This window comes from Pseudomonas mohnii (genome assembly GCF_900105115.1).
GTDB lineage: Bacteria > Pseudomonadota > Gammaproteobacteria > Pseudomonadales > Pseudomonadaceae > Aquipseudomonas > Aquipseudomonas mohnii.
Map to the genome: position 1 here is coordinate 2674883 of NZ_FNRV01000001.1, position 19972 is coordinate 2694854.

The 19972-nt window shown below is 60.2% G+C and carries 17 protein-coding genes; 10 read left to right on the top strand and 7 right to left on the bottom strand.

Going from position 1 to position 19972, the window contains the following annotated elements:
• Positions 1 to 291: 291 nt before the first annotated feature.
• On the top strand, positions 292 to 1557 hold the full coding sequence (locus tag BLV61_RS12475) for an Hsp70 family protein (protein ID WP_047536869.1): 1266 nt from the start codon (positions 292 to 294) through the stop codon (positions 1555 to 1557).
• A 163-nt stretch (positions 1558 to 1720) separates the two neighbouring features.
• On the opposite strand, the gene BLV61_RS12480 is transcribed toward BLV61_RS12475, so the two are convergent.
• The 4 genes from BLV61_RS12480 to BLV61_RS12495 all read right to left on the bottom strand — a co-directional run bounded on the left by BLV61_RS12480 (position 1721) and on the right by BLV61_RS12495 (position 8639).
• Positions 1721 to 2734, bottom strand: coding sequence for an AI-2E family transporter (locus BLV61_RS12480; protein WP_047536867.1), 1014 nt, complete (start codon positions 2732 to 2734; stop codon positions 1721 to 1723).
• A gap of 191 nt (positions 2735 to 2925) precedes the next feature.
• Positions 2926 to 3234, bottom strand: coding sequence for a PsiF family protein (locus tag BLV61_RS12485; protein WP_047536865.1), 309 nt, complete (start codon positions 3232 to 3234; stop codon positions 2926 to 2928).
• 90 nt (positions 3235 to 3324) lie between these two features.
• Positions 3325 to 7641, bottom strand: a complete 4317-nt coding sequence (locus tag BLV61_RS12490; protein ID WP_244159866.1) for a dermonecrotic toxin domain-containing protein — start codon at positions 7639 to 7641, stop codon at positions 3325 to 3327.
• A 215-nt stretch (positions 7642 to 7856) separates the two neighbouring features.
• Positions 7857 to 8639 (bottom strand): AraC family transcriptional regulator, encoded by a 783-nt coding sequence (locus BLV61_RS12495; RefSeq protein ID WP_208604209.1) that lies wholly within the window; start codon positions 8637 to 8639, stop codon positions 7857 to 7859.
• Between the two features lie 97 nt (positions 8640 to 8736).
• On the opposite strand from BLV61_RS12495, the gene BLV61_RS12500 reads away from it, so the two are divergent.
• Entirely contained in the window at positions 8737 to 9612 is an 876-nt protein-coding gene (locus tag BLV61_RS12500) for a DMT family transporter (RefSeq protein ID WP_090465376.1), read from the top strand.
• A gap of 20 nt (positions 9613 to 9632) precedes the next feature.
• On the opposite strand, the gene BLV61_RS12505 is transcribed toward BLV61_RS12500, so the two are convergent.
• Positions 9633 to 10523, bottom strand: a complete 891-nt coding sequence (locus tag BLV61_RS12505) for an esterase/lipase family protein (protein WP_090465379.1) — start codon at positions 10521 to 10523, stop codon at positions 9633 to 9635.
• Positions 10524 to 10734: 211 nt separating this feature from the next.
• Entirely contained in the window at positions 10735 to 12810 is a 2076-nt protein-coding gene (locus BLV61_RS12510) for an AsmA family protein (RefSeq protein WP_090465382.1), read from the bottom strand.
• 376 nt (positions 12811 to 13186) lie between these two features.
• On the opposite strand from BLV61_RS12510, the gene BLV61_RS12515 reads away from it, so the two are divergent.
• The 8 genes from BLV61_RS12515 to BLV61_RS12545 all read left to right on the top strand — a co-directional run bounded on the left by BLV61_RS12515 (position 13187) and on the right by BLV61_RS12545 (position 18357).
• The gene (locus BLV61_RS12515) at positions 13187 to 13642 is read left to right on the top strand and encodes a hypothetical protein (RefSeq protein WP_090465385.1); all 456 of its coding nucleotides are present in this window, start codon (positions 13187 to 13189) and stop codon (positions 13640 to 13642) included.
• Positions 13643 to 13646: 4 nt separating this feature from the next.
• Complete coding sequence (locus BLV61_RS31880; RefSeq protein WP_256590140.1) at positions 13647 to 13775, top strand: hypothetical protein; 129 nt, start codon at positions 13647 to 13649, stop codon at positions 13773 to 13775.
• Between the two features lie 37 nt (positions 13776 to 13812).
• Positions 13813 to 14445 (top strand): TetR family transcriptional regulator, encoded by a 633-nt coding sequence (locus tag BLV61_RS12520; RefSeq protein ID WP_047536848.1) that lies wholly within the window; start codon positions 13813 to 13815, stop codon positions 14443 to 14445.
• Positions 14446 to 14646: 201 nt separating this feature from the next.
• Positions 14647 to 15147, top strand: a complete 501-nt coding sequence (ureE, locus tag BLV61_RS12525) for an urease accessory protein UreE (RefSeq protein WP_047536845.1) — start codon at positions 14647 to 14649, stop codon at positions 15145 to 15147.
• A complete protein-coding gene (locus tag BLV61_RS12530; RefSeq protein ID WP_090465390.1) occupies positions 15144 to 15818 on the top strand; it encodes an urease accessory protein UreF in 675 nt (224 codons plus the stop codon). The genes ureE and BLV61_RS12530 overlap by 4 nt, the downstream gene beginning before the upstream one ends.
• Positions 15819 to 15841: 23 nt before the next feature.
• A complete protein-coding gene (gene ureG, locus BLV61_RS12535) occupies positions 15842 to 16456 on the top strand; it encodes an urease accessory protein UreG (protein WP_047536839.1) in 615 nt (204 codons plus the stop codon).
• A gap of 29 nt (positions 16457 to 16485) precedes the next feature.
• Complete coding sequence (locus tag BLV61_RS12540; RefSeq protein WP_047536837.1) at positions 16486 to 17058, top strand: HupE/UreJ family protein; 573 nt, start codon at positions 16486 to 16488, stop codon at positions 17056 to 17058.
• A 165-nt stretch (positions 17059 to 17223) separates the two neighbouring features.
• Positions 17224 to 18357 carry an AGE family epimerase/isomerase gene (locus BLV61_RS12545; RefSeq protein ID WP_090465395.1) on the top strand — a complete coding sequence of 378 codons (1134 nt, stop codon included), beginning with the start codon at positions 17224 to 17226 and terminating at the stop codon, positions 18355 to 18357.
• A 120-nt stretch (positions 18358 to 18477) separates the two neighbouring features.
• Here BLV61_RS12545 and BLV61_RS12550 read toward each other — a convergent pair whose 3' ends face one another.
• Positions 18478 to 19248 (bottom strand): SDR family oxidoreductase, encoded by a 771-nt coding sequence (locus tag BLV61_RS12550; RefSeq protein WP_090328573.1) that lies wholly within the window; start codon positions 19246 to 19248, stop codon positions 18478 to 18480.
• Positions 19249 to 19972 lie beyond the last annotated feature (724 nt).

The window sequence follows — 19972 nt, forward strand, 5'->3', positions numbered from 1 at the left end:
AATCACCATCCGTTATCGAAATCGCGCCACCTGACACAGCATGCGCCTTATTTGCCGCACAGAGTTTGACCGATCTCAAATTTGTGACCGGGCAGCGCTTCATAAGTTTATCGGCAGCCGGCGGGGCTTCTTGCGATTGCCCTGCGGCTGTCCGGTTGATGCAGGGTAGTTTGGGGGTGATCGCGCGTCTTTCAAGCGGTTGATCGGCAGATTTAGCGGATGGTCGGCCTTCGATTCTGTGCCGCACTGACATACACTGCGCGGCCGTTTTTTAACCGGAACTTGAAAGACATGAAAAACGCATCTCCAGCCCGTGCCTGTGGCATCGACTTTGGCACGTCCAACTCCACCGTCGGCTGGCTTCGCCCTGGCATGGAAACGCTGATCGCGCTGGAGGACGACAAGATCACCCTGCCTTCGGTGGTCTTCTTCAACATGGAAGAACGTCGCCCGGTGTACGGCCGGCTGGCGCTGCACGAGTACCTGGAAGGCTACGAGGGGCGCCTGATGCGCTCGCTCAAGAGCCTGCTGGGTTCCAAGCTGATCAAGCACGACACCAGCGTGCTGGGCACGGCGATGCCGTTCAAGGACCTGCTCGGACTGTTCATCGGGCAGCTGAAAAAGCGTGCCGAGGCTGCCGCTGGTCGGGAATTCGAAGAAGTCGTGCTGGGTCGCCCGGTGTTCTTTGTCGATGACGATGAAATGGCCGACCAGGAAGCGGAAAACACCCTGGTGGACGTCGCCCGCGCCATCGGCTTCAAAGACGTGTCCTTCCAGTACGAACCGATTGCCGCGGCATTCGACTACGAGTCGACCATCGAAAAAGAAGAGTTGGTGCTGATTGTCGACATCGGCGGTGGTACTTCGGACTTCTCCCTGGTGCGCCTGTCCCCGGAACGTCGCAACCACGACAACCGTCACGACGACATCCTGGCCACCGGTGGCGTGCACATCGGCGGGACCGACTTCGACAAGCAACTGAGCCTGCAGGGCCTGATGCCTCTGTTCGGCTACGGCAGCCGGATGAAAAGTGGCGCCTACATGCCCACCAGCCACCACATGAACCTGGCGACCTGGCACACCATCAACTCGGTGTACTCGCAAAAGTCGACCCTGGCGCTGGGCAGCATGCGGTATGACATCGAAGACACCGGTGGCATCGATCGCCTGTTCAAGTTGATCGAACAGCGCGCCGGACACTGGCTGGCCATGGAAGTGGAAGAAACCAAGATCCAGCTGACCCATGCCCACAGCCGCCACGTCGCGCTGGACCGCATCGAACCCGGCCTGAGCGTGGAATTGAGCCGTGCACTGTTCGAGTCAGCCATCGAGAACCTGCTCGAGCGCGTGCGCGACAGCGTGACCCGGTTGCTGGCGGACGCCGATGTGCGGGTCGATCAGGTGGACACCGTGTTCTTCACCGGTGGTTCGAGCGGGATTCCGGCCCTGCGCAACAGCGTTTCGGCGATGCTGCCGAATGCGCGGCACGTGGAAGGGAATATCTTTGGCAGCATCGGCAGTGGTCTGGCCATCGAGGCCGCAAAACGCTATGGCTGAGGAGCAGCTTCAAGCTTCAAGCTTCAAGTAAAAGCAGGACGGTGTTCGCTCTGGGTTCTTACTTGCAGCTTCAAGCTTCAAGCTTCAAGCTTCAAGTAAAAGTAGGACGGTGTTAGCTCTGGGCTCTTACTTGCAGCTTGAAGCTTGCAGCTAATAGCTACCGTCAAACCATCCCTACCTGCTTCAACTCGCTCTTCAGATACGCGTAATAAATCGGCCCTGCCACCACCCCAGGCAGGCCGAACGCGGCCTCGAACACCAGCATCGCCAGGAGCAACTCCCAGGATTTGGCACTGATCTGTCCGCCGACAATGCGCGCATTGAGAAAGTATTCGAGCTTGTGGATAAAGATCAGATAACCCAATGCCGCCACGGCCACCCAGATCGACAGCGACAGGCCGACGATGGTGATCAGGGTGTTTGACATCAGGTTGCCGATCACCGGCAACAGTCCCAACAGGAAGGTCAGCACGATCAGGGTTTTGGTCAGCGGCAGCTTGATGCCGAACAGCGGCAGGATCACCGCCAGAAAAATCCCGGTAAAGAATGTATTGAGCAGGGAAATCTTGATCTGCGCGAACACGATGTTGCGGAATGCCTGGACCAGCAGGTGCAGGCGATCAAACAGCGCCGCGGCCAATGGCTTGCGCTTGGTCAGATCCGGAACGCGCTGCAAGGCAATGATCGCACCCAGCACCATTCCGATCAGCAGTGTCACAAACATGTGCGCCGCGTCTTTGCCCACCAGTTGCAAGTCGCTGAGGTGCTTGCTCATCCACTCGCCAATCGCCACGCGAAACTCGGCGGCGCTGGCCGGCAGGTAAGCGTCGATGAACGGCGGCAGCTGTCCGCGAGCGCGGTCGACAACGTGCATGAATTTATCGAGGGAAGCGCCTGGGTTTTCCGCCTCGTGCAGCAGAAAACTGATGGCGCCGGCGAAGATCAGCGTCAGCACACTGACCACTAATGTCCCCAGCAACGCCACGGCCAGCCAGCGCGCGCGCCGCCCTTCGATCAGCCGCTGCAGCTGCGGGGTGAGCATGTTGACCAGTTCAAACACCAGCAACCCGGCCAGCAGGCTGGGCAGCAACCGCAACGGAATCACCAGCAGCAGCCCGCCGAAAATGATGACCCAGCTGATGACCAGCAACACTTGACGCTGAGAAAACGTTGGCATACAGCCTCAAAACGAACGGCGTAAAAGGATGGGCAGTCTGCCAGCGATCCGGTGGCAGCACTAGAGATTGTGTGGGACGACCTTGGTGGTGCGGCGTTCGGTTATTTTTCTGCGGCCGTACCGGCCCCATCGCAGGCAAGCCCGCCATGAGGCCCGAACAGTCACCGCAGGCCCGCGCCCCGGCCCATGACTCATTTTTTCTTCAGGCAATCGCTCATGAACGCCTTGCGCGCGTCACCCTTGAGGGCTTTGGTGGTGGCGTCGGCGTTACAGGTTTTCATCTTCTCTTGCTGAGGGGTCAGGGCTTTGCCGGCATCGTTGGCCGCTGGAGCGGCTTTCAGACAATTGCTCATGAAGGCTTTGCGCTCATCGCCCTTGAGGCTTTTAGCGGTAGCGTCGGCATTGCAAGTGGTCATTTTGTTCTGTTGTTCAGTGGCCGCGAAACCCTGGGAACAGAGCAGCAAACCGATCATCAACAACGGGACACGCACTATCTTCATGGAGTTTTCTCCTTGTCGCCGCATCGAGCGATGCAGCCTCCCCGAGGAGTGTAGTCAAGCCTTGTTACACCTTCCTCCAGACATAAACGATCATTGCCCCGCAGATTCGATTGCGGCCTCTTCGGCCAAAAGATCCTTGAAGGCCAGGTTATAGCCTTCCCAGGCCGAGATGCGATTTTCGATCACTGAGACAGGCACTCGCTCGAACGACACCCCAACCTCTCCCGGCAGACTGTACTGCGTGCCCAGCGCCTTTACAGACGTGAACTGGGTGAAAGCCCCCGACTTATACAGTTTGTTGATTTTTATCTGCCGGAAGGTGTTGCTCTGCGAAACCTCCGGCAACGCAGCCCGGCCAGCCGGCACATCGTTGATAAAGGCAAATTCCGCGCTTGCCGGACCTGGCTCAAGGGTTTCAATGGGCGGCAGTTCGAACTGGAAACAGCCGTTGTCCGCCGTATGCGCGGCCGGGAACTCCGGCCACGAATCGGCAACGACCAGTTGCTTGAGATTGGTCAAGTCATCGCCGATCACCACGTACTGATGATCGAATGCGGTGGCTTTGACGAGGTGGATCCGGGAGGTTCTCGGTTGGCTGGCCAACAACGCAAAGGTCACCTTGGAATTTTCCGAGCAGTTACCCCCCTTGATTTCAATGGCTTTACGCGCATGTTCGGCAATGGTCAGGCGAGCGGTGAATTGCCCTTCGTGAAGATCCAGCCCTCGCAGCCCCTTGATTTTCGCGATCGCTGAACCGCCGTTTTCCCAGATGCTCACCAACTGGTTGCCCGACAGAGGCAGCAGTTCCTTGGATCGATAGATGGCGCGCTGTGCCAGTTGCAAGTCAGCCATGACCTGGGGCGTCACTTCAGTCGGCTGGGCTGCCGTCGTGACGTCTGATATCAAATCGTTTGCATAGCTTTCCAACGGGGCCCATCGCTCGCTGGACGTCGGCATGTTGTCCCTCACGGCACGTTGCAGCGCCTGATACTCATCCAGACGCCCGGTTTGCTCGAGATTGCGCGCGAGGGCACCCAGATTGCGCTCGGATTCCGTAAGCGCCACCAAGCCATCCTCGGGGAACAATCGCTCGATCAATGCCAGATACTGTTCGGTCGACATCAGATTCTTGAGATCAGGCAACACTTCAATACTTTGTACGGTTCTCAGATTGGCCTCGGCGCTCTCGCCGTTCGCCTTGGCAAGTCCATCCCAGAGTAAGCCCTGGCAATCGAGGTACAAGGTGTCGACCATCAGCTTGAGGCCGCGCAGGAAGTTGTATCGTTCAATCGAGGGAACGCTCGGATGGAACGCTCCGCTGACGAATTCCGGAAATTCTTTCTCGACCGTTTGCAGCTGCGCGAGTTCGCCCGCCTGCGTGGGGGCTCCGCCACGCAGACGCATGATTGTCGGATCGAATGCCGCGCTTTTCAGCTCCGGCAAATCGGAAAGTACGCTTAACAGCCTGTAGGGTTTCAGGGCATTGTCGCGCAATGCCGCCTTCAGGACCGGGCCCTGGCCGATCTGAATCTGCAACGCATTTCGCTCGGCATCGGGTAGCGCCTGCAGGATCGAGGTAAACAAATCAGCGCCTGAATGCAGGACGTTACCCTGCTCGTCGCACGCCTGGAAAACGCCGCTGTCGCTCACGACCAGCGTACGTCTGATCCCAGCGTCATCAGGACCGATGCTGTCCAGTTTTTGCCCGTCGAAGCGGTAATGACGCAGCTCGATCCTGACGTCGGCATTCCAGCCAGGCAGGTTTTCCAGGGAATGCAACGCCAGGGCGTCGAAGTCCGGATTGTCGACCGACTCCAGGTAAAATCCCTCGTACGCACGGCTGATCCGCACATCCCTGAGCGCCCAACGGGCCAAGCCTTCAAGCCGCTGGGGAAGCTTGCGCAGTTTGAGCGCCTGCAGCTCATCCGGACGCGCCAGCACCACCAGCTCCTGTGCGACGATACCGGGCAATCCGGCGACCTCGTCCTGGATGAACCTCGCCTCGGCACTGACAGCGCGCTCGACACTTCGGTAACGCCTGTCGAACAACGAAGCCTTACGCTGTTCCGCCCGTTTCGCGAACTCCCCCCGCAAACGCTCGGCATTGCGCATGCGGTCACCGACCGGTGCATCGGGTTCATCACCCAGCAGTTGACGGGTCTGGGCGTCATCGAGCAACAACAGCAGGACGTCGATCAGATCCGTGTCCGCCAGTTGATCCGTCGAGAAAGACACCGGTTCTTCACCGGCCCCGATGCTGTACAACACACGGCCGTCGGCGCCCTTGAGCTCGATCGCCCTGCCGGGCCACATGCCATCCAGCAGTTGAAACTGCCAGAGCGGATCGGCCTGCAGATAATCCTGAGCGCGGGCGCTGCCAATGTTGCGGATGAAGGTGTCGATGTCCCGGTCGATCCTGAACCGGGTCACCGTATCGCTCAGCAAAGGGATTGCGCGTTCGTTATCGGCGTACATGCGTACAAGCGCGCCGATGTCCGCACGGCTGACGGTGCGGATGTCACCGAGCCTGTCCGTCAACCCCTCGACCGACGGGCCGAGTCGCTTGATCAGCGTATCGGCATCCCAGGCATGGGGTTGCTCGCCCTCGATCACAAAAGCCCCCGTACCGTTAGTCTTTGCCACCGGCTGATAGGCCTCGGGGCGGGTCGGATGCTGGACGCGGTGCTTGCCGGTGCGCGAATCGACCTTGAGTTCGAAATGGCTATCATCCAGCGGCAAAATCTGCCGGCCCTGGTGCTGATGCAGGCCATGGAGGTCAGGTTTGGAGTCCGCCGCCAGGCGCAGATTCTGTTGCTGGTAGGGCTGCAGATTTTGCCCCCATAGCCGCTGTTCACCGTTTCTCAGCGTGACGGGGCGGGACCCTTCGAGAAATGACGACAACCTGGGCTTCAGCACTTGGGTGGCGATAACCCCTCCCGCGGCAAAGGTGCCCAACTGAATCAGGTTTTCAGCGACCCCAACCAGATGCTCCGCGGCTTCCACATACTCGCCCTCGGCAAGCTCCACGACGCCCTCCACGACCCCGTCGACCAGTTGATAGACGACGTACCCCAACATGAGCTCGCCCAGCACCGGCACAAACGGAGTGGCGACGAACAGGGCCACTTGCAGGATGTCGCTGAGCATTTTTTCCAGGTTTTCAATCCAGGCCCAGCGCGCGGTACTGTCCGCATCGGCGCTGGACACGGCCAGCGCGCGCCCGTCGGAAAGGATCTTGTCCACCTGCCGCTGATAGAGATAAGGCCACAGGTCGCCGTTATAACGGTTGGCGGTGTCGCTTTCGAACGACACGGTGGTCAATCGCAAGTCAGGGCGTTCAACCCGGGTTTCGCGCCAGGCAGGCAAATTGGAGCCAGGCTGCGCACCGTGATAGGTGACTTCCCACAATTTCGCGTTGAGCGCGGCGAAGAAATGACCCCGCTGGGCATGGTCCACGAATCGACTGAAAAACGCCTGGTAACGTCGCCGGGATGAAGGGGGCGTCTGATCATCGCTCTGCAGCTGGCGGGTCAGCTCACGCACGAAATCGACCGACGAGGAATACTCCTTCAGTGGATGCTCTGGATCGTGCGGCACATAAGCGATAACGCGGCGGACATTGGCATTGGGCGTGTCGAGATCGGCGGCGATCAGCACAATCCCGGTCAGACGGGTGTCGAGCATGTTCAAGTGATAGAAGCGTACCGGCGAGCCATCAAACACCAGCCCCCGCTTGCCCAGGGCCAGGTTCAATACCGTCAGGTACGCCTCGGTCCCGATGTCTTTTTTCATCAATGCCAAATGAGCTGCGGCTTTCATGGCGCTCTGTTGGCTGGCGACAATACGCTTTTGCAGCAACGCCCGGGCCATGGCCTCTTCGGGCAACAGGTAACTTTGCAGATAGGTCTGATAGCGGGCGCCGATATCCAGCGTTCGGCAAAGAGCCTTGAACTGTTGGACCGTTATACCCAACTTCTTTATTTCAAAGCGACCGACTGCGTCAGGCTTTGTGATAAATGCAGAGTCGGTGGTAAACACTTCGCCTTCGGCAAAGTTGTGCAGCGACGCATCGAGTAAAGAAACCGTTCGACTACTGACACCACCTGTAATGTTAAAGGACCAGGCCGATGTTTTGGCCGGGTAATACAAGCGCAGAAAAGTTTCACGAACATCCAGTCGCAGACCGTACTGGTCATTGAGGGCACGGGTCAGCAGCGGCTGGGTGAAGGACACCACATCTTGCAGCTTCCCCAGCATTCGATCGACTGTATTCTGCGCCTGCCAACTGGCCTGCATGGCACCTTTCGCGGCCAGATGTTCCAGGTAGGTTGCCGCTTTGCTCCATTCGGGAAGCACTTTGGGAGTGGTGCGCAAATCAGCGATTCGCTGCAGCGAGGCATTGGTCATCCAGTCGGGAATCGCGCTTTTTATAAAAACCGAATGAATACTTTCCTGGTGTTCAATATCGGAAGTTTCCGGAGCTCGTCCAGAACCAATTATTAAGTCATTCACAATAGTTACCCACCAACTTATATAAAGAGCGTCGAAGCCTACAACGCCTCAATCCTGCCCCCGTGAAGCTTGTTTCGGATAATGCTGTATGAAACATCTCAACAAGTTGGTTAAAACATCTTATTGCGCCGATAGTAATCCGGTGTACATCCAGCCTGGCGCTGGAACATCGCGATAAATGCCGAGCCGGTGCTATAGCCCAGGTCAAAGGCGATTTCCTGAATGCTGCGGTGGCTGTCCAGCGCCTCAATCGCCGTCAGAAAGCGCAAACGCTGGCGCCACTCGCCGAAACTCATGCCCAGTTCGCGGACAAACTGCCGCGCCAGGGTGCGTTCACTGACATGAATGCGCCCGGCCCAATCCGCCAGTGGCCGATTATCCCCGGGATCGGCTTGCAGCGCTTCGAGTATGCCCAGCAGCCCGGGCGTGCTGGCGTAGGGCAAGTAACACTCATGCACCGGCGCCTGTTGCAACTGGTCCACCAGGATCTGGGCCAGACGTTTGTCGGCCTCCCGCTCGGGGATCTTCACGTCCCGGGCCGCGAAGTCCTTGAGGATCGCCTTGAGGATGTCGCTGATGGCCAGCGTGCAAGCCTGCTGTGGCAGATCGGCACAAACCGTCGGCGCCAGGCATACGGCACGGTAATTGATCGGCTGATGGCTGTAGAAACTGTGCTCGACTTGCGGCGGCACCCACACCGCATATTGCGGCGGCGACATGAAACGGTTGCCGTCGACCTCCATATGAAGCACCCCGTGGGCCGCATACTCCAGCGTGCCCCAGGGGTGGCGGTGCGGTGCGGCGAATTCATGGGTATCGAAGTCGGCGTAGCGGAAGTAGACCGCTGAAGGCAGTTCGCTGAAATCCAGCAGGTCGATGTGTTTTCGGTTCATGCTGTCCGGAATCAGGGGCGGGTTGTCTGGATCGAAGTATAGGCTTGCATCCAGACAGGGGATAATCACCCTTCATTAACGTTCTGGTTTTTCCCTGATGCAATACGCGTATCCCCTGCTGGCCATCTTTATCTGGGCCGGCAACACCGTGATCACCAAAATGTCGGCCGGGGCGATCTTCCCCGCCGAGATCGGCTTCTACCGCTGGCTGCTGGCCGGACTGCTGTTCACCCCCTTCATGCTCAAACCGGTGATCGCCCATTGGCCGGCGATCCGCCCGAACCTGGGCAAGATCTTTGTCCTCGGCGTGCTCGGCATGGCGGTTTACCAAAGCCTGGCGTACTTCGCCGCAGGACTGACCTCGGCCACCAACATGGGCATCATCCTGTCGTTGATGCCCTTGATGTCACTGGCCATGGCGATCATCAGCCTCGGCCAGCGCCTGACCATCGGCGCACTGGCCGGTGCGGTGCTGTCGTTTGCCGGGGTATTGGTGGTGATCTCGTCCGGCAGCCTGGGTGTACTGCTCGAGCATGGCGTGAACCTGGGCGATGCGATGATGCTGATCGCCACCCTGGCCTACGCGATCTACAGCACGTTGCTGAAAAAATGGCAGCTGCGCTTGCCGCCCTTGGTGTTGCTGTACTTGCAGGTACTGGTTGCGGTGGTGGTGCTGTTTCCACTGTTTCTCGCCTCACCGAAAGTCGGCCCGACTTTGCAGAATATTCCGCTGGTGCTGTACGCCTGCCTGCTGGCCTCGATGGTCGCCCCCCTGGCGTGGATGCAGGCCGTGGTGCGCCTGGGACCGAGCCGGACCACGTTGTTTTTCAACTTGCTGCCGTTGATCACCGCGCTGATTGCGGCGGTGGTATTGCATGAGCAGTTGGCGCTGTATCACTTGGTGGGCGGCTTGTTGACCTTGGGCGGGGTGATTCTGTCCGAGCGATGGACCACGGTGTTGGGCCGCGCGTAATCCCTCGCCACAGGGTCGGTCTAAAGGCCTGCCGCGTTCAACCGGGCCGCATGTTCGACAAACAACCGGATCGGCTCGGCCTCCTTGCCCACCCACCCCCAAGGCTGATTGACGATGTCGAAATGGTTCAGCGGAAACTCGTCGCCAATCACCTTTCCAAGGTGCGAGCTGTAGCGCCCGACCATACCGTCGCAATACCCGGATTCGCGCACGAAGGTTTTGGCGAACAATCGGCAACTGCGATGGGTGCCATCAAGCAGATCGCGCCTGCGATCGGTCTTGCCTGGCTGCAGGGTCCCGGACCAGGAGTAATAACGCACGCCGTTGACCTCTTCGGGTCCGTGCCCACCCCAGGATTCGGGCAGACCTTGTGGATAACGTTGATTGAACAACGCCACGCCTGCGCTGGTGAGTGAATGATGGGACGCATGGATATCCACCGGCAGCTTCGGCCCGCGATAGCCGGTTTCGAGCAGGCTCATCAGCGCCGCGATCCACCGTAGCAGGCTGCTCAGCATCCGCCCTCTGACGCTGTCATGGGGATAGTGTTCGTGCAGGTAGTCCGCCAGCTCCGAGCCGTGATTCGGCCCCGCCACCGAGGTCACTGACGCCACCCGGTCGGGGCGTTTGGCGGCGGCGTATCGGGCGGTCAGCGAGCCTTGGCTATGGCCGATCAGGTTGACCTTCTCCGCCCCCGTCTCGCGCAGAATCTCGTCGATCCGCGCCAAGAGTTGCTCACCGCGCACTTCGCTGGAATGCAGCGGCGAAACCTGTACCGCAATCACCACCGCCCCACCCTGACGCAGCGCGGAAATGATGCCGTGCCAATAGGGATAAAGCAGCAACCGGACAAACCCGAGCATTCCCGGGACCAGCACCAGCGGGTAACGCGGAGCGGAATCTTGCGACATGGGCGGACATCCTGATGATCGATGAGGCGATGCAAGGCGCGAAGCAAAGACTCGCCAAGCATCGCCAGCAAAGATGACAACTCATACACCAGTTTATGACATCCACCCGGCTTCAGCCCCCCCGCGACGATCCCACCGACAGAGAGCAACTTGATCAGCGGTAGGCGAGGCTCAGCGGCCGGCTCGCGATGGGGCCCTGATGGACGCCCGATTACCGGGTGGGCTTGACGGTCACCGGGGCCTTGCCCGACTTCATCTGCTCCAGCAGCGGCGCACACTGATTCGGCTCGCCCCCACTCGGGGCCACCAGCGCCAGCAAGCCTGCCGCCGGCGCGGCGATCACGCCCAATGCGACCATGCCGGCGCCGCGCAACATCAACGGCACGGCTTTCACCCCGGCATCAGGCTTGATGAACTTGCCCCGCACGTACAGCGGCGAACGCAACGAAATCAAGCGCCAGCCCTTGGATTCCGGGGTGATGGTCAGGTCCAGTTGCTCGGTTGCCATGTTCGCCGTGCCATCGATGTAGATGATCGCGTTCTCGGTATCGAACACGAACAGCCGCGTGGTGGCCAAGCCGGTCTTGATGTCGAAGTCGGCGGCCGCGCAGTTGATCTTCACCTCCTTGTCGCCAAAGATCCGACCGACCACATAATTACCGACGTTCAACCCGGCCAGCTCCATCAATTCGCGACTGATGGCACCGTCGTTGATCAGCATCTTCAGAGTGCCGTTGGCGCTGCCCAGCAATTTGGCCACCGAGTTGCCGCGACCGGTGATGTCGGCATCGCCATTGAGCTCGCCGAAACTGGTTTTCATCGGTTCGAAGGTCGGGAACAACTGTTTGAGCTTGAACCCCCGGGCCGTGAGTTTGGCCTTGCCTTCCAGCGGCTCGGTCTGACCGTTCAGGCGAATCTGCGCATCCAGTTTGCCGCCCGCCACGCCGAATCGCAGCGGCTCGAGGCTGAGGACGCCATCGGTGAGCACCAGGTGCGTATAAAGATCGTTGAACGGCAGTTTTTCGCTGTGGACTATGCGCTTGCCGGTGAATTCGACATCCGCGTCCATATCGCGCCAACGCTCGGTCTTGAATGCTTCGACCGGCAACACTTTGTCCGCCGGTTGCTTGCTCTCACCACCCCGGGCCTTCTGTTTGGCATTGGAATCGGCACCGATCAACGGCGCCAGGTCGGCAAACAACAATTGATTGGAAAGCAGCGAGCCGCTGAGTTTCGGCCGAGGCTGGCTGGCGACGTAAGCCAGACTGCCGTGGATGTCGCTGGCGCCGATCTTGCCGTTGAAGTCCTCATAGCGGAACACCGCGCCAGTCGGCTCGTGCAGCTTGGCGATCAAGTGACCGTCGGTGGCGTAAGGCGGTGTGTCCGGCAGGGTCACGCCGGTCAGCGGGTAGAGATTGCCCAGACTGGTGCCGGCCAGTTTCAGATGCAGATCCAGGGCGCCAAGATTCAGCGGATCGGTCAGGGTGCCGGCCAGTTCGACGCTGGTGTCGGCAATCGTTGCCTGTGCCTGGAGCGGAAACGGTCTGGCGGCATCCTGCAAGGCAAGCAAGCCGCCGATCTTGCCCTGACCCGCGAGTTTCTGCCCGTGGTATTGGCCTTTGACCTTCAAGGCGAAGGCGTAGTCCTGGGGGGCTGCGCCCTTTTCTTGCGCGGTTTTCGCGGCTTTGTCGCCAACGATCTCGTTGAATGGAATCGGTTTGCCCAGCGGGTCGATCAGCAGGTCGAGTTGAGTCTTGAGGCTCTGGTCATCCAGCGTGACGTGCCCCTTGTCGAAGCCGATCGCGCCGATATCCACCACCCACGGAGACGGTTGGGCATTCGGGTCTTTGGGGTCGAACTTGAAGGTCCAGTTGGCGCGACCGTCGGCCAGACGTAGCAACTCGGCATTGGGCTCAGTGAGGTCAATGCGCGGGATCACCACGCGCTGCGCCAGCAGGGCCAGGGGCGAGATGCGCAGTTCGACACGCTTGAGACTGGCCATCTGCGGCGCTTTCGACCAGTCCGGGTTGCCCAGACTCAGGTCCTCGGCCACCACATGCGGCCAGGGCACCCACGCCCGCCAGCCACCCTCATCGAGTTCACGCCGCCAGACCACCGCCAGGTTGCCGTTGATGGCGAACGGGCGGTGCAGTTCTTCAGAGACTTTGGCATTGAGGGCTGGTTTGATCCGGTTCCAATCGAAGAACACGATGATCAGAACCAGGGCCGCCAGCAGAACAACCAGGCTGACGATGCTCCAGGCGAGAATTTTACGAGTGCGCGTCATTGCACAGGGCTCCTGATACGACTGAGCGCCCCGACCGCGACGCATATAAGAAACGCGGAGCCAGAACCGGCCCGCTATGGAATCTACGACTGAAAAACCGCCCGCAGGTTTAATCGAAAAGCCGATTTTGCCGCCATCGCCCCACCGAACGCAGCGCTCTTGCGCCCCCAGCGTTACCTTCCCCGCACTTTTGCGTGGCGCCAGTGAGTCGAAAATACCCACCTCGGTGCACCGCAAAGGCCCGTTTTACAAGGGCTGCAGAGAACAATCAATTCCGTTGATTATTACCATTGCGTTTATGAACTTTTATATCGACTTATCGAGAGTAGCATTGCCTTCGTACCCAATTTATCGCCCTCCTACGGAGCACCCGAACATGAAACGCCAACTTCTGCTTAGCCTGACACTCTCTATGTTGGCCAGCACTGCATTTGCACTGCCGGCCGCCGAGCAAGCCACTCCACAAGTGAAAGACAGCCACTCGGCGTTCAGCCACACCCTCGCCGCTGACGGTTCCGACCGCACTCCTGGTCAAACCCTGGCCGAAGGTGGTAACGATCGCCTGAAAGAAAAAGGTCTGATCACTGAAGATGGCTACGACAAGACCCCTCAGGGCCAAACTGTGGCTGCCGACGGTTCCGACCGTACCCCAGGCCAAACCCTGGCTGCCGATGGTTCTGACCGCACCCCTGGCCAAACCCTGGCTGCCGACGGCTCCGACCGTACTCCAGGCCAAACCTTGGCTGCCGATGGTTCTGACCGCACCCCTGGTCAAACCCTGGCCGAAGGTGGTGGTGATCGTGTGATCGAACGCAACAGCGCTATGAGCTAAGCCCATGGCGGCCATGAAAAAAGCCCAATCACTCGATTGGGCTTTTGATTTTCTGGCGATTCACCTGATAGAAATCGCCTCTGTGCAATTGATCTCCTCTCGTCGTTCGACGCCAGCAAAGCCGATTTGCTAGAGTGCGCCGCTCTCCTTCTCCAGAAAACGCCCTTGCGATGCTGCCCCGCGCCGAACAGAAGCAACAAACCCGCACTGCCCTCATGGACGCTGCTCGCCATTTGATGGAAGGCGGCCGAGGATTCGGCAGTTTGAGCCTGCGCGAAGTGGCGAAAACCGCCGGGATTGTCCCCACGGGTTTTTACCGGCACTTCGCCGACATGGACGAACTGGGTCTGGTGCTGGTCAGCGAAGTCGGTCAGACCTTCCGTGAAACCATCCGCCTGGTGCGGCACAACGAGTTTGTCATGGGCGGCATCATAGACGCCTCGGTGCGGATCTTTCTCGATGTCGTCAGCGCCAACCACTCGCAATTTCTGTTTCTCGCCCGCGAGCAGTACGGCGGCTCGCTGCCGGTGCGCCAGGCCATCGGCCGCCTGCGCGAGGACATCAGCTCGGACCTGGCCGCCGACCTGTCGTTGATGCCGAAGCTGCAACACCTGGACATCGCCGGCCTGAGCGTTATGGCGGACCTGATCGTCAAAAGCGTGTTCGCCACGTTGCCAGACATCATCGACCCGCCTCTAGAGGCGCTGCCTGCACACCTGACCCCTCAGGCCAAGATTACCCAGCAACTGCGGTTCATCTTTATTGGCTTGAAGCACTGGCAAGGGCTCGGCAGCACTGAATAACCCTGTCGAGCAGGTTCGCGCCCCCCAGCCAATCGTCGCGCATTAAATCGGTGCGCTCAAAAAAACAACGCACCAAAATCACCCAAAACCTGCACCAAGACCGACCTCGCCTTACCTTTCCCACAGGCATTTCCTACAATTCCATCGATTGGCAAGCCCCTTGCTCTAGCCTGAGCATTGTCCATTGCTGGAAGCTTTCCGATGCTGGTGATTCACCGCAGAATCGACCCTCAACCCGTCTGGGCCGCCGAGTTGCACCTGACCTTCGAAGCCCGGAGCAAAAGCCGGCTGCGCTGTTTCAGTGCCGAGGGCGAAGACGTCGGTTTGTTTCTGGAACGTGGTCAGTCGCCTCTTTATGACGGCGAATGCCTGCAGGCCGAAGACGGGCGCATCGTCCGCGTTTGCGCCCGCCCCGAACAACTGCTGCACGTCACCTGCGCCAATGCCTTCGAACTGACCCGTGCCGCCTATCACCTGGGCAACCGGCACGTCGCCTTGCAGGTCGGCGACGGCTGGTTACGCCTGCTCGATGACTACGTGCTCAAGGCCATGCTCGAACAACTCGGCGCCACCACCGAGCACATCGAAGCGCCGTTCCAGCCGGAACACGGGGCTTACGGCGGAGGCCATCACCATTCGCGCCACGGCGATGAAGACTTCAACTACCCGCCCAAACTGCACCAGTTCGGCGTGCGCCCATGAACCCGGCCTGGGCGCTGCTGCGTCTGGCCAGTCCGCAATTGCCGATTGGCGGCTACAGCTATTCCCAAGGCCTGGAAATGGCCGTGGAGAACGGTCGCGTTCATGACCCTGCCAGTGCTCGGCGCTGGATCAGCGATCAGTTGCTGTTGAACCTGGCCCGCTTCGAGGCCCCGCTGTTACTGGCCCATTGCATGGCGGCAGCCGAGGACAACTGGAGCGAACTGCTGCAGTGCTGCGAAGAACACCGCGCCAGTCGGGAAACCCGCGAGCTGCATCAGGAAAGCCGGCAAATGGGCTACTCCCTGCAACAACTGCTCAATGGCTTGCCCGAACTCGATGCACCGGCCCGCACCTTCCTCGAACAACGCGCCGAACCGCACCTGGCCCTGGGCTGGGCGCTGGCCGCTCGCGCCTGGCAGATCAGTCCGCAGGACGCGCTGGCCGCCTGGCTCTGGAGCTGGCTGGAAAACCAACTGGCGGTGCTGATGAAAACCCTGCCATTGGGCCAGCAAGCCGCGCAACGCCTGACCAGCGAGTTGCTGCCGCTGTTGCAGCAAGCCCAGCAGGACGCTACGCGAATCAACCCCGAACACTATGGCAGCGCCGCTTTCGGCCTGTCCCTGGCGTGCATGGCCCACGAGCGCCAGTACAGCCGTCTGTTCCGTTCCTAGGACCTTTTATTCTGGAGAGTCACATGAACACACAACCTCTGCGCGTCGGCATCGGCGGCCCGGTCGGTTCCGGCAAAACCGCCTTGACCCTGGCCCTGTGCCTGGCCCTTCGCGACCGCTACAACCTGGCGGTGGTCACCAACGACATCTACACCCGCGAAGACGCCGACTTTCTGGTGCGCAATGAAGCGCTCGCGCCGGAACGCATCATTGGCGTGGAAACCGGCGGCTGCCCGCACACGGCGATTCGCGAAGATGCCTCGATCAACCTCGAAGCCGTGGATCAACTCAACCGGCGCTTTCCTGGCCTGGACCTGATTCTGGTGGAGTCCGGCGGCGACAACCTGTCGGCCACCTTCAGCCCGGAACTGTCGGACCTGACCATCTACGTGATCGACGTGTCGGCCGGCGACAAGCTGCCGCGCAAGGGCGGGCCGGGGATCTGCAAATCCGACCTGCTGGTGATCAACAAAATCGACCTCGCACCGCTGGTGGGGGCATCGCTGACCTTGATGGACAGCGACACCACCCGCATGCGCAACGGCAAGCCTTTCGTATTCAGCAACCAGAAAACCGGCCAGGGCCTGGAGGAGATCATCGCCTTCATCGAGCGCCAGGGCCTGCTGACGGCAGCCTGATCATCACTTATCAACAAGGAAGCTTATCCATGACACTCAAACGCATCCTCGGCACCCTGGCACTGCTGCTGACCCCGACCCTCGCCTTCGCCCACCCTGGGCACGGCGACAACGGCTTGATCGCCGGCATCAGCCACCCGCTCGGCGGCCTCGATCACTTGCTGGCGATGCTGGCCGTCGGCCTCTGGGCGGCGCAGCAACAAGGCGCCGCGCGCTGGGTGCTGCCGTGCACCTTCGTCGGCACCCTGCTGATGGGCGGGCTGCTGGGCTTTGAAGGGCTGAACCTGCCGGCGCTGGAAAGCGGGATTGCCGCGTCCGTGCTGGCGCTGGGCCTGGCCGTGGCGCTGGCGGTGCGTCCGCCGTTGAGCGTGGCGGTGGCTGCAACAGCGCTGTTCGCGCTGTTCCATGGCGTGGCCCATGGCCTGGAACTGCCGGACATGTCGAGCCCCTGGACCTATGCCGCTGGTTTTGTAGTGGCGACAGCTGCATTGCATGCGGCGGGTTATGCCATGGTACGCGTGCTGCCCCGGGCAGCAGCGCCGTTGGTTCGACTGGCGGGTGCGGCTTCGGCGGCGACGGGAGTGTGGTTGTTGGCAGGTTGATTCTCTATAGCCTGTGATGGCCTCTTCGCGAGCAGGCTCGCTCCCACATTGAAATGCCTGCCCCTGTGGCAGCGAGCCGGCTCGCGAAAGCGGCCTGACAGACAACACACCGCTCAGGCCTGCTAACATGTCGCGCAATCGCCCCTGCCGTGACGACGCCAGCCAATGCCGCATGTTTCCCGCTCCGCCTCCCAGCCTGAACTGACCGCCCTGTTCTCCTCGGTGCAACAGCACTTCCAGGACGTGATCGTGCCCCTCTGGCAAGGCCCCGGCTGGAATGCCGACATGGCGCTGCCCTATGAGGCGCTGGATGCCGAGCATCAGCCTCTGCCCCCTCAACGCTACCGGGCCATGGCCTGTGCGCGACAGCTGTACCTGTTTTCCAGCCTGATCGGCCAGGTGCCGGCCGCCGAAGAACGCGCGGCAGCCCTGTTCCGCTCTTTGCAGCGGCATTTTCACGACGCCGAGCATGGCGGCTGGTTTTACAGCATCGACCCGCACGGCGCGCCGCTGGATCAGCGCAAAGACCTCTACACCCACGCCTTCATTCTGTTCGCCTGCGCCCATTACTGGGACAAAGTGCGCGAGCCGCTGGTGGAGTCGGTGCTCAACGCCGCCCTGGAAGTGATCGCCCGGCGATTCGCCACGGGTGACGGCCTCTACGAAGCCAGCCTCGACCGCAACTGGTGCTCCCTGGGCAGCGGGCCGCTGCAGAACCCGTTGATGCATCTGGCGGAAGCCTTTCTCGCCACGCTCTCGGTACGCGAAGACCGCGCCGTGCAACGGGCACTCCTCGAGTTATGCACAGCCATGCAGAAGCGCTTCATCGATCCGCGACACGGCGTGTTGATGGAAAAACCGCTGGGCGCTGTGGATAACTGGTTTGAACCGGGGCACCAGTTCGAATGGTATTTCCTGCTGGAGTCATCGCCGCTGCTACGCGACTCGACACTGCATGCGTCCCTGGAGCGCGCCTTTGCCTTCACCGAGCAACTGGGGGTCGATCAACAGACTGGTGCGGTGCGGGCCATGCTCGACTTCGGACCGGACGGCGGCTGTCGGGACGCCACACAGCGCATCTGGGCCCAGGCCGAATACCTGCGCGCGTTGACCCTGCGTCCGGACAGCGAGCCAGCGGTGTTGCGCCAGCTGCAGGCGCTGCAACAGCATTCGCTGCACTCGCGTGGCTGGTACGAGTGCCGTGACGAGCAGGGTCAAGTGAGCCGTCGGGACATGCCGTCGACCACGCCTTATCACTTGGCGACCTGTTATCGCGGGTTGGCCGAGTATCTCGCCTGATCGATAGATTGCTATCGCGGGCAAGCCCGCTCCCACAGTGGATTGTTGTGCGCAAAGATAGCTTGCACACCGCAATGCCCTGTGGGAGCTGGCTTGCCAGCGAATGGTCGTTACGCGGTCTTAAGCCTTGCCACCACTGCGATCAATGGCAAACCCGGCCCAGGTCTGGCTCACCGGCATCAGCTCCAGGCTGTTGATGTTGATATGGGCCGGCGCATTGAGGACCCAGAAAATGGTGTCGGCGATGTCTTGCGGCTGGATCGGATCGGCACCGGCGTAAGTGGCGTTGTAACGCTCCTGATCACCGGCAAAACGCACCAGCGAGAACTCGCTCTCGCACAGGCCAGGTTCGATGTTGCTGACCCGCACGCCGGTGCCTTGCAGATCGCAGCGCAGGTTCAGGGAGAACTGTTTGACGAACGCCTTGCTCGCGCCATACACGTGGCTGCCCGGGTACGGGTAGTTGCCGGCGATGGAACCCAGGTTGACGATGCCAGCCCCGCGACCATGGGCGATCAGGCGCGGCAGCAGCAGACGGGTGCTGTACATCAGGCCTTTGATGTTGGTGTCGACCATGGTGTCCCAATCATCCAGATCGCACTTGGGTGCCGGGTCAACGCCCAGGGCCAGGCCAGCGTTGTTGATCAGCCCGCGCAGCTTGGCGAAGGACGGCGGCAGGTTGGCGATGGCCTCTTCCATGGCCTTGCGGTCACGCACATCGAGGACCAGGCCATGAACCTCAGTCTGCTTCGACAGTTCGGCGCACAGCGCGTTGAGGCGTTCTTCACGACGACCGGTCAGCACCAGTTTCCAGCCGGCCTCGGCAAAACGACGGGCACAGGCTTCACCAAAACCGGAGGTCGCGCCGGTAATAAACAGGGTGTTGGACATCGTGTTCTCCTTGCTTCGGCTGATCGACAGCCATTGGAATAGAAAATCAGCAGGCAGCATGCCCGGCCTTGTCCACAGCGGCAACCACCACCCAACCTGTACAAAAAACGATCAGACCTCGTCACCCCTTGTCCAGCGTGGCCTGCAGACAGGTGCGCGCATGTTATCCACAGGTGGGTCCACAGTCTTTGGGGGCAAGTGTAAAAAGCTGAAAGCCGCTATCCACAAGGCTTTGCGACGGATTTTGAAATTTTTTTACTTGACCCTCATTGGTCTGCTGTGCACCAAAGGGCAAACAACCCGACCGGGCGGTCAAGTCGATGATGGCGCCAAGCCTCTAACTACGGCCTTTATCCGGGTCTTTCCAGAGTTTAATCACAGACTTATCCACAGGCTTGTCCACGCCTTTTCAAGCGGTTTTCGACGCCAATAAAAAGGTTGACAAAGCGGCCTCATGGCTGCGCAAAAACGCCTGATCAAAAAACAACCACACGCCTGCAGGCCTCGAATTCAAAGGCGTTCAGCCAGCTACTCCCACGTTATTCACAGCCAGCTCCACAGCAAACGGGGACAAGTCAAAACCTCGGTAAAACAACTATTTGCAGCGGCTTTATGTCGCGCTTTCAGAGCTTGGCTAATTTGTTTTCCACAATTTCCCGAAGGCACACCACAGCCCACTGTAGGAGCGAGCTTGCTCGCGATGGACGTTAACGAAAACGCGAAT